Annotated in this window: 7 protein-coding genes and 1 pseudogene; 4 read left to right on the forward strand and 4 right to left on the reverse strand. The window is 23.8% G+C overall.

The genetic code is table 11. The features are described 5' to 3' along the window. Positions 1 to 67 precede the first annotated feature (67 nt). Positions 68 to 1,651: an ankyrin repeat domain-containing protein gene (locus tag Q0K19_RS09035; protein ID WP_297247385.1), complete on the reverse strand. Its 1,584-nt coding sequence runs from the start codon at positions 1,649 to 1,651 to the stop codon at positions 68 to 70. Positions 1,652 to 2,198: 547 nt separating this feature from the next. On the opposite strand from Q0K19_RS09035, the gene Q0K19_RS09040 reads away from it, so the two are divergent. Continuing rightward, positions 2,199 to 2,552 (forward strand): hypothetical protein, encoded by a 354-nt coding sequence (locus Q0K19_RS09040; RefSeq protein ID WP_297247387.1) that lies wholly within the window; start codon positions 2,199 to 2,201, stop codon positions 2,550 to 2,552. A 405-nt stretch (positions 2,553 to 2,957) separates the two neighbouring features. On the opposite strand, the gene Q0K19_RS09045 is transcribed toward Q0K19_RS09040, so the two are convergent. Next, on the reverse strand, positions 2,958 to 5,417 hold the full coding sequence (locus Q0K19_RS09045) for a helicase-related protein (RefSeq protein WP_297247389.1): 2,460 nt from the start codon (positions 5,415 to 5,417) through the stop codon (positions 2,958 to 2,960). Next, entirely contained in the window at positions 5,414 to 6,337 is a 924-nt protein-coding gene (locus Q0K19_RS09050; protein ID WP_297247390.1) for a hypothetical protein, read from the reverse strand. The genes Q0K19_RS09045 and Q0K19_RS09050 overlap by 4 nt, the downstream gene beginning before the upstream one ends. Positions 6,338 to 6,560: 223 nt before the next feature. Here Q0K19_RS09050 and Q0K19_RS09055 point away from each other — a divergent pair, with 223 nt between their 5' ends. The 3 genes from Q0K19_RS09055 to Q0K19_RS09065 all read left to right on the forward strand — a co-directional run bounded on the left by Q0K19_RS09055 (position 6,561) and on the right by Q0K19_RS09065 (position 10,802). Further along, on the forward strand, positions 6,561 to 8,168 hold the full coding sequence (locus Q0K19_RS09055; protein ID WP_297247392.1) for a type IIL restriction-modification enzyme MmeI: 1,608 nt from the start codon (positions 6,561 to 6,563) through the stop codon (positions 8,166 to 8,168). Between the two features lie 86 nt (positions 8,169 to 8,254). Beyond that, positions 8,255 to 9,565, forward strand: a complete 1,311-nt coding sequence (locus tag Q0K19_RS09060; protein ID WP_297247394.1) for an Eco57I restriction-modification methylase domain-containing protein — start codon at positions 8,255 to 8,257, stop codon at positions 9,563 to 9,565. A gap of 49 nt (positions 9,566 to 9,614) precedes the next feature. Then, complete coding sequence (locus tag Q0K19_RS09065) at positions 9,615 to 10,802, forward strand: hypothetical protein (protein WP_297247396.1); 1,188 nt, start codon at positions 9,615 to 9,617, stop codon at positions 10,800 to 10,802. 251 nt (positions 10,803 to 11,053) lie between these two features. Here Q0K19_RS09065 and Q0K19_RS09070 read toward each other — a convergent pair. After that, positions 11,054 to 11,311: pseudogene (locus tag Q0K19_RS09070) on the reverse strand (thiol:disulfide interchange protein); the annotation flags it as partial.

Below are 11,311 nucleotides of genomic sequence, written 5' to 3' on the forward strand. Positions count from 1 at the left end.
ATCATTATTGATTGATAAAAAACAAAGGGTTTTAGTTAATTAAAAAACTAAAGCCCTTTATTATTTTTTATTTATTGTATTCTTCTATTAAATTATTAAAGAAACCTCTTTCTAAATCAATAGGTTTTATTCTGCTTGTGTGATTAAATTTACTAGCATCAGTTTTGTAATTATAATAATGCTTTTCTTCGTTCTCATCTGACAGATCATACTTAGAAGAAAATTTATCCAAATAAAAATCATTATTTTCTGTTATAAATGTATAATAATATATACCGTCATCATTGATTGCTTCTATTGTAATGTAATTTCCTGATGAAGCAATATCATAAATTTGTGAGTAATAATCATTTTGTATTGGATAAAAGCCTGTTATAAACTGTGCTTTATTTTCATCGTTTTTATCTCTTTTCCATATAGTTACATAATTAAAATATTTATCGTTTACTTCAAAATCATGTACATATTTTTCCATTGATATAAGATTTTCTACATATTCTTCATTTAATATACGACTTTGTATTAAAATATATTTTTCATTATTGTTTGTAAATTCAATTTGTGAGGCAGGTGAATAAATATAGCTAGTATCTGCATATTTAAAAGTTTGAGATATTTTATTTAATATTTTTATCATCAAATCTTCATTATTATTTCCAGTGATAACAGTATTAATTAAATTTGTAGGACTTAAAACAGGAAAATTTTCCATCAATACAAAAGATATATGACGATCATAAGTATGAATACTTTCTAATTCTTCTGTATCTTGAAAGCAGTGAATAGTAATATCAGCATTTTTCTCTTTTAAATAATCCATAATATCATACTTTTCATAATAGAGACTATACATTAAAGGAGTTCCAACATAACCATCACTCATTCTGTTTATGGAATTAATATCAGCACCAAGTTTTAAAAATAATATTACTAAATCCAAATTATCAGCTGAAATAGACTGAAATAATAAGTCGCTTTGTAATTTATAATCTATATCAGAAAAATAATAACCTGCAGATTCTAACTTTTTAATCAATTTTGATATTAAATTATAATTATTATTTTTTAAGTCAATTTTATTATATACTGTTTCATAATCAAAATTAACTCCGCTATCTAATAAATAATCTATAATCTCATCAGTATAATTATAATTTAGTATTTCAGTATCATCTAAACTAATACCATGTTCAACAAGCCATTTTACTAAATCATTATAAGTATAATTTTTATAATCAAGTTCCTGCATTAGAGTAAATATACTATTTCCATTTTCATCTTTGCTATTTATACCTTCCAAAAGTAAATCTTTAATATTCTGCATTTTTTGTTTTTCTTCTTCTCTTCTTTCTTTTTTGGAATTATCTGATATTCCATAATTTGCCAATTCTGCATCAATAGTTTTGTATAATATCTCATCAATTTCTTCTTCTGTATATGGTTTGATAGGATATATATTTTTAAATTCTATTTTTTTCTTTCTTTCTGGAGTTGTTTGCTGACTTATAATTTGATTTGTATTTTGAGTGGTATTGTTAGTGGTTGTTATGTTTGTATTGTTATTAACTGTAGTATTGTTTTGTGTGTTATTAGATTTGTTATTACAGCTTATTAAAATGCTTAAAGCTATCATTAATATAATTTTTTTCATAAACTTTCCTTTTAACTTTCTTTGTATTGTATAAAAAATATTTTAGGCATTATACTAATATATTTTTTAATTGTCAATTTTTATGTTCTTCTTTTTGCCTATCTCATGCATTACGAGACCATAGCGGAACTTTGTCGATGCACATATAGTCTGACTAACTCATATTAAATTTATAACGTTTTTTATTAGTAGTTATTTACCCAATTAGGGTATATATAGTGGGTTGATAATTTTTTATGTGAATTTATAATTAATAAAATTAAAGTTATTTAGGAGTATAAAATTATAGAATTTGAAATAATAAAACAATTTTAAAAAATGATTGATGAAAATTTAAATGATTTTTTTCTTATGTAAATAAAAATATAAAAGAGGATAGTAAAATAAAAAAAATCTAATTTTTTTAACAGACTATAATTTAATAAATATAAAAATAGGATTTCTTACTGATGGAAGTATTGTAAATGATAATAGACTTCGTTTAACTACAAAAGGGTAAAAGATATTAAATTCAATAAGAAATAATAACATAAAAAATTTAGATGATTTGTATAATATAAATATATCAATAGAAAATAACCCCATTTTTAATAATAATCCAAGTATTAATGTTTCACCAACTTTTAATAATACTAATAATGTTTCAAATGAAAATAATAATATTAGTAATATTAGAGAGTTAATAGATTTAGAAAAAATTATAAAAAATAACTCTAATGTTGATGATGATAGTAAACAAAAAATTATTGATACTATAAAAAAGATTGAAGAAGCAAAAAATAAAAAAGATGTTAAGGCTTATATTGATTTATATTCTAAATTATTAACTTCATTACAAGCTACTTTCAATATTTCACCTTTTATAATTCAAGGTTTTGAGTGGTTAAAAAATTTGTTTTGAATAAAAATTAATTAATTTGTTGTTTAATGTTGGGTAATCAGCCAGATACTCTATATGTATTTAGTTAAATAATCTATATCCTTAATAAACTCTGATAGCTTTGCTAAGAACTGCATTTTATAGGTTATATACTATATTTAATATGTATGTTTTTAATATAAAATTATAGCAATTGCACTTTTTGTAACTTTGACGAAGCCCGCAGAGCGTAAGCGGCAAAAAAGTTGATAGTATATTTACAAAATATAAAAAATTTCAGTATATTTAAAAACTTTATAAATATAAAAATTTAATTAAGCCTAATTGTTGAAATAAATATTTCTTATATTTGTTATATGTAATAATCACTCAAAAATTAATTATATATTTTTTATAGCTATTATATATATTATTATTTAATAAAAATTATATTTTATTAAATTCTTCTTTTACTATTAAATATGATCCTTTATATATGCTCGACAAATTATTATTGGAATAGTTAAATTTTTCATTAACTTCATCATAAGGTACAATATTTTCCAAATCGTTTATATTGCATCCATCTTTTGATTTTAGTTTTTGTGATAATTCTTTTATAGTTTTGTCAGATAAATAATTATTATCAATAATATTTATTAATTTTTTGGTATAATCTTTTTCTTTTTCATTAGAACATTTTTCAAAGAATTTATTTAACCTAATATTTATATCTAATTTTGATTTAGGCTTCTTTATATTTTTTCTTCTTAGTAATTCTTCATCAAGTCCTTTTAATTTTTCGCTAGGAGAAAGATATTTTTCTTCTTTATTTGCTTTTAAAGTTCTGAATAAATTTTCTATATTAAAATCAATTTTTGATCCTTTAAGTAAAGATCCAAAAACTCCATTATCAGTTTGTACTATTTCAAGTAAACCTTCAAAATTTGATTCACGCCTTATAATAATATTTTTTTCTATAGATTTGATTTTTTCTAAAAGTTTTTCATTATTTTTCAACTCATTATAAATTGATCTGTATTCAGTATCCCAACTCAAATCATCATCTGCTAAAATTTCATTTTCTCTTTTTAATGAAAATAAAGAGTTAATCTCATCATCATCTTTTAATATTTTAGTATCATTTCCAAATATGGCATTTATTAAATTTAGTTTAAAATTTGAAATTTGCCAGTTTTTTATATTCTTTTGAGCTTCTAGTCTTGGTATAAAATTATGTATATATATTTTATCAAATAATTTTTTTCCTATTCTGTTTATACGTCCTACTCTCTGTATTACTCTAGTAGGGTTATATGGAATATCATAATTTATTATTACTCCTGCTCTATGAAGATTGATACCTTCTGATAATGTATCTGTTGCTATGAGAAGGAAATAATCGTCTTTTTGTTTATCTTCTTTTATGGAGGCATCAAAATTGTCTGCTACTATATCTCTGTTTTTTGATTCAGAAGTTGATTTTAATGGTCTGAAGATATTATTTAATTCTTCATCTTTTTGTATAGATTCATAGAGATAATCTGCTGTGTCTTTGAACTCGCTAAATATTATTATTTTTCTTTTATCATTTTCTTTTTTGAAGCTTTTTAATTTTTCTATTAATTTCTGGAATTTTTTATCTTTATCAATTCCTATATTTTTCCAGTCTTTTTGTATTTGTTTAAGTATTTTTAAATCATTATCGAAGTCTTCAAAGAATTGATTGTCCAAAACTTCTTTTACGTTTTCTATAATTTTCAAATCTTCATGTTCTTTCTTTAATTTTGTGAAATCTAATTCTATTTTATCATATTCTATATCATTGCTGTCATCTATATCATTGTTAGAGAAAAAATCTTCTATATAAAGCATATCGCCTTTTTTATATATAGGATAACAATTAGATCTCTCAATCCAATCTTTTATAATTTTATATTTATCTATCATGTTGTCTATGCTTTTTTTAAATGCGTATATAGAACTTTCAAATCTCCTTACAAGCAAATGCTTCATAAATTTGGTTAAGTTTCTTGATGATACAGATGCAAAATCTCTATTGATATTTTCTCCGTATACATATTCTATTATTTCCATAGATTTTTTCTGTTCTTCTATTGTGGTGCTTCTTAAATATACTAATGGTTCATAACGTACGGCCTTGAATTTGCTTCTGTTTTCTTTTTCACTATTATTTTCATTATTGTTTTGATAATTAAATAATGTATTTTCTTCTTTTTTATTAGTATTTCCATCATTGTTATTCGGAGTGATTTTTTCAAATGTATCTGCATATAATTGAGAAATATCACCTAAATTGTAATCATGAAGCTGAGGGCTTGCTACATCATTTAATTGTGCTTTTTGTTCATCTAGGTCTTTTTTGTATTCTTCGTCTTCAAGCAAATCTTTTCTTGTTCTTCTTATGATAACAGGGTTTATTAAACTTAATATTTCTTTTGATATTTTTTTTATCTTTTTCTTGTTATCTTCCTTGTTGTCATCTTTTTTATAATCCATTTTTAAGGATCTTTCTTCTTTTAATATTCTTGATTTTATTTCACTTATATTATTGTCAGTTGTGAGCATTCTGTCAAAAATATCTATTAAAGAAAATATATCTGATGTGGTGTTATGCATAGGTGTTGCTGTAAGGAGCATAACTTTATTCATAGAACATATATTTTTTATGAGGCTATATGATTCTGTTTTATTGTTAATAAATTTATGGGCCTCATCTATAATAATAAGTCTTGGTTTTCTATGATTTTGAACATATACATATATTTCATCTAATTTTCCAGAACTTTTAATTACAGCATTTAATTTAAACTCTGAATTATAATTTTCCCAAGAGTATATAATTTTAGGAGGAGATATAATTATTATTTCTTCAACGGTTTTCATTTTGAGGAGATTGCTGCTATTGTAGAAGCTATTATACTTTTACCCAGTCCTACAACATCGGATATCAAAACACCATTATATGTGATGATGCTTTTGATTGCATTTTTTACAGCGTCTAATTGATACTTATAATCTACATAATTATAGTCCTTAGGTCTGCATAATAATTCTTCATTGGAAATGTAATTAAAATATTCGTATATTACTTTTAGATACACTTCATAAGGAGTAGGGTATATTGTATTTTTATTATTTTTATCATTTTCTTTGTTACCATAATTGTTATCTTTTATTCCTGCTTTATTGAAAAAATCTTCCTGATTTTGATAATTTAGTATTGTTTCTGCATCTTTCCATTCATTCTTAAAAAAATCATATAATTGATCAAAGTATTCAAATCCAAGTATATTAAATTCTCTTCTTTCATTTATTCCCTGGTGAGAGAAATTACTTGAACCAGTTAAAAACAAACCATTGTTAAATGAGTTTTCATTTGGTTTTTTTAGGTATTTTAATAAGTACAGTTTAGCATGATTATCTTCTTTAGTTTTTCTTATTTCAAGTGTAGAGTTTTTACATTTTGTTTTAAATAATTCTATAACCTTTATATTATCAGTATTTTTTTCAGATATTGTATATTCTAAAAAGTTATTTATAATTTTTTCTATATTTTCTTTATTATCATTTTTAAAATTTGAGTATAGATAGTGAGATTTATTATCTATATTCATTCCAATTATTATTTTTACATTAGCTTTCAAAAATATTTCTTTAGCTATATCATCGTTAGCTATATCATAAAATGCACTATATCTGCAATATCCTACCAATATGTTTATTTCTTCTATTTCTCTGTCATTGATTCTAAAACAATTTAATAAAGTTTCATGTTTATTAGTGATAATATTCATTTTTATCATATATCCAAATTATAATTTTTTATGATTATAACATTAAATAGTATTTTAATGAAGTAGGATATATTTGAGTATATACCTGAACAAATATATTTTGGCAACTTTTATACATTATATAGATATTATAAAAAAGTAATTGTTTAGGTGTGTAAAAGTAAAATAAATATTGTTTATTTTTATGCAGTTTTGATATATGATTATAGTATGAAAATTTAGGAGTATCTCTATGGCTAAAAATAGTAATACAAAAAATAATACTGTAAATAATTTTAAATTTGATGAGGCTTATGATAAAAGTAAATGGGCTAAACATTTGGGAGAGAATTTTACAGAGAAATATGGTTCTATAAGCAGTGAGGAAGAGATACTAGAGAAAAATAAGGATTTTTTAAAGAGCGTTATTTGGATTGTGGACTTGAATGTATGCGATAATAATGATGAGACTATCGGAGTGTATGAAGTTCGCATAACAAATACTAGGCTTGCAAGCAGAGTAAAAATTTCAAGGCTATGCAGTAAGATACTTAGTGCCGGAGAGTACGGTAAGGGTATATTTTTTATATTGTATGAGGATAAAGAGGGAATATATAGGGTTTCTTATGTAAAGCATGACAGGATAGGTGTATTTGTAGGAAATGCTATTGAGATAAAGAAGGATTATAGTAATCCTAAGAGATATACTTTTTTGCTTGGCGAGGGTATAAAGTTACATACTCCACAGAGCAGACTTACAAGCGATATTTTTAAAAGTGTTGCCAGTATAGAAAATGCATTCAGCGTGGAAGGCGTTAATCAAGAGTTTTATAAAGGTATTGAGAAATATTTTGAGTATATACATAATGATGTAATAAAATATTTTGATAAAGATGAGAATAAGGCTAAAGAGTTTGCATTAAGATTTTTGGGACGCGTGCTTTTCTGCTGGTTTTTGAGAGAGAAGGAACTTATACCAAATGATATATTAAATAGCGGTGTTTTTGAGAATCTTAAATATAAAGAAAATTATTACAGCGATGTACTTGAGGATTTATTTTTTAATGTTCTTAATATGGATATGGAGAAGCGAAAATTTTCAAAGGACAGAGTGATATATAATTATGAGAAGAGCATACCATTTTTGAACGGCGGATTATTTTCAAAGAAGGAAGACGATGAGGCAGTAAAAACAATAGACGATGATATAATAAAGGGCCTATTTGAATTTTTTGATATGTACAATTTTACTGTTGACGAGAGTGCTCCTTTCGATGTTGAGATAAGCATAGACCCTGAAATGCTAGGACGTATTTTTGAAGAATTACTTGATGAAATTAATCCTGATGAAGAAAATAAAAAAAATAATAACAAAAACAATACTAGAAATATAACAGGAGCTTTCTATACTCCTAGAGAAATTGTTGATTATATAATAACATCTTCTATAAAATTTTATTTGAAATCTAATGCATTTAATATTCCTGAAGAAAAGATAGATGATATATTTAATTTTAATAAAAGAGTTGAATTTACAGAAGAAGAAAAAAAAGAACTTTTTAAATGTCTTTATAATATAAAAGTACTTGACCCAGCATGCGGTTCTGGAGCCTTCCCTATAGGTGTATTACAGAGAATATTATATCTTATAGAAAAATATGATGAAGATAATAAATATTACAGTAGCCATATAAATATAGAAAACGGAGAAAGGTATAGTTATTCTTATAAATTAAATATATTAAAAAACAACATATATGGAGTTGATATACAGCCTATAGCTATTGAAATTAGCAGATTGAGAGCTTTTTTAACTTTGATAATAGATGAAGCAAAAGCAGATAAAAAATTAAAAATTTAGGAGTTAAAGCTCTTCCAAATTTAGATTTTAGATTTATATGTGCTAATTCTTTAAAAAGTTTAGAATTTGATATTGAAGATGGTACAATGGATAACTATAATATTAATGTTATTAATGGTGTTAAAGAGAAAATGAATAATATTGCTAAATTATTCTTTTCAGCTTCAACTCCAGAAGAAAAAGAAAATGCAAGATATAGATTTTTAGAGTTTCAAAGTATTGTAAAAAATATTGAGCTTGTAAATGAAAAAATTAGGGAAAAAATATTATCTTGGAATCCTTTTGAAAATCACACAGCTGAATTTTTTTCTCCAGTTATTCAATTTGGTTCAGTTGATAATTTTAATATTGTAATAGGAAATCCTCCTTATGGTGCTAAAATAACTAAGTATGAAAAAAAATATTTTGAAAATAATTATATAACTGCTAAGACAATAAAAAATAGTTATGAAAATTTAAAAGGTTCTACTGATACATTTTCATTATTTATAGAGAAAGGGTTATCTCTAATAAATAAGGGAGTATTAATATATATAACTCCTATGTCTATAGTATCTAGTGAATCAATGGAAAGTATGCATAAATTTTTTAATAAACAATGTGAATTGATTAAAATATCAAATTACTCTGTAAGACCAAAACCTATATTTTTAAATGCTGTAGTTAATGTTTCTATATTGGAATGTTTAAAAACTAATACAATAAATAAAAAAGTATTATGTACAAAAATGTATAGAAAAAGTAATGAAGATACTATTCAAGATATTTTAAATAGATTGGAATTTATTGATGTAAAAGAATTTAAATTACTTGGAAGATATCCTAAAATAAGTAAACAAATAGAAGTTAATATATTAAGAAAATTATTTAAGATAAAAAATAATATAGGTTCATTAGTAAAAGATAAAGGAAGTCCTATTTATTATAGAATGGCAGGAGGAAGATATTTTAAAGTAATTACTAATTATTCTACTACTAAAGCAGCTTCAGAAAAAGTAATTTATTTTGATAAAAAAATTGCTAATACAATAGGGGCTATATTAAGTAGTAATTTATATTTTTGGTATTATCAAATATTTTCAGATAATTTAAATATGAAAAAATACGAAATAGAGAGTTTTAAAATTCCTATTGATAAGTTAGATAATGATAAAATAAAATATATTGAAAAGTTATATTCAAAATATTTAAATGACATAGAAAAAAATGTTATTGTTCATGAAAAAACTAATTATAAAAATATAACTTCTTTTAAGGAATATAAAATTAGAATGTCCAAAAATATAATTGATGAAATAGATGATTTTATCTATCCTTTGTATGGACTTACCAAAAAAGAAATTGATTTTATTAAAAATTATGAAATAAAATATAGAATAGATGATAAAGAAGATTAAAATTTATAATTTGAGTGATACTGAAATTAGAGTCATTGAGGGGGTGTAAATGTATAAAGATTTATCTCATTTAAATGAAAAAGATTTAAATATTTTAATAGAAAAATATTATTCTGAAAACATAACTGTACAAGAAATTTTAGAAGAATATAAATTAGATATACAGGCTTCTAAATTATATACATATTTTCCTCCTGTTGTATTTAAGGAATATGAATGTATATATTGTAAAAGTTATATGGTAGCAAATAGACATTCAAAAACTTATGGTAATAAATATCATACTTATGATTTATATTGTCCAAATTGTAATCATAAATATGATGATAAATTTTGTAATTGTGAACATTGTAAACAGGAACTATTAGATAAAGAGATTTCTAAACAAGAGATGATTTTTGAAGCTTATAATACTTTCGCAATAGATCCTATTCTTTTTGAAAAATTAAGTTTTACAAATAAGATATATTTAGGAGCTATAGTAAGGGCTTTAATATCTGAAGACTTAGACTATATAAAAGAATTAGAGTTGTCAAATATAAAATTATCTCCTTATGACAATTTTGATTTTGATATATATAGAGAATTAACAAAAGAAAAAATATTATTGGTTAGCCCATTTTCTAATATAAATGCATTTGAAGATTCGGATAAATTCCCAAATGTTTATTATATTAGCAGAGTACAATATTTAATAAATATATCAAAAATAGATCATTCATTGGAAAAAACAATTGAAACTATTATTAATCCTGAATATTTTACTTTAGATAATGTTGATGAAGCTTATAATTTATGGATTGAAATAGCTATAAATGAATGTATAGAATATCTGATGTATAGAATAGCTAAAGTTAAATTTAAATTTAATCCAGCAAAAAAGACTTATTCTCTTTTTAAATTATTATTAAATAATTTTTCTGTTTCTCAAATATATAATATAATATATAGAAGTGTGGCAAGTGCCTCACAAGATTATTTAGAAAGAGGGATTTCTAAAGAACATGCTGCTAATTGTATAATAGGAGCATGTGAAAGATATGCCAATAAAGCACTTATGAAAGGTTGGAATATAGAAGCCTATAAAAGAAATTATGATTTACGTCAAAGTGAAATAAGTGAATTCTTTTTTAATAAAGTTATAAAAATAGGGGATTTAGGTTTTGATATTGCCCCTAATATTGAATTATTAAAGAATAAATTTAATAATAATTCTGATGTTAATAATTTTGAATAAACATTTTGTTTAATGTTGGATAATCAGCCGCACCTACATTGTACTGTCTGTAAGGTTAGGATATACGGTGCGGGTTGCCCGTATGGCGAATACTGCGTTAGCTAGGCGAGTAGTGCGGGGAAGCCCCTACGGCGAGTAGTGTGGGGAAGCCCCTACGGCGAGTAGTGTGGGGTGGTGGCACGAAGTGTACCCGTAGGGTAAAGCTAGCACAAAAAATTGACAAAGTTAAAAATTCTTAGTATATATCAAATTTATTTATTAATTATTTTCTCTAAATCTTCTTTTATACTCAAAGCCATTTTGTTATCGAAACTTGAAAATGAATTCTTTGTGTATAATATGTTTTTGTCGCTGTCAATTACTATTATCCAAGGAAGCCATTTAACATTATACTCATCAGAAATATTTTTGTATTTATCAACATCAACTTCAGTGAAAATCAAATTATCATCTATGAATTTTTTTAGTTCTTCATTTACGAATACTTTCTCTTTAAGCTCATAACAATT

The organism is uncultured Brachyspira sp., from assembly GCF_944393015.1.
GTDB lineage: Bacteria > Spirochaetota > Brachyspiria > Brachyspirales > Brachyspiraceae > Brachyspira.

Excerpts from the sequence above, each read along its gene's own strand:
- Q0K19_RS09035 (WP_297247385.1), bottom strand. The coding sequence starts at position 1,651 with ATGAAAAAAATTATATTAATGATAGCTTTAAGCATTTTAATAAGCTGT.
- Q0K19_RS09045 (WP_297247389.1), bottom strand. The coding sequence starts at position 5,417 with ATGAAAACCGTTGAAGAAATAATAATTATATCTCCTCCTAAAATTATA.
- Q0K19_RS09050 (WP_297247390.1), bottom strand. The coding sequence starts at position 6,337 with ATGATAAAAATGAATATTATCACTAATAAACATGAAACTTTATTAAAT.
- Q0K19_RS09055 (WP_297247392.1), top strand. The coding sequence starts at position 6,561 with ATGGCTAAAAATAGTAATACAAAAAATAATACTGTAAATAATTTTAAA.
- Q0K19_RS09060 (WP_297247394.1), top strand. The coding sequence starts at position 8,255 with ATGGATAACTATAATATTAATGTTATTAATGGTGTTAAAGAGAAAATG.
- Q0K19_RS09065 (WP_297247396.1), top strand. The coding sequence starts at position 9,615 with ATGTATAAAGATTTATCTCATTTAAATGAAAAAGATTTAAATATTTTA.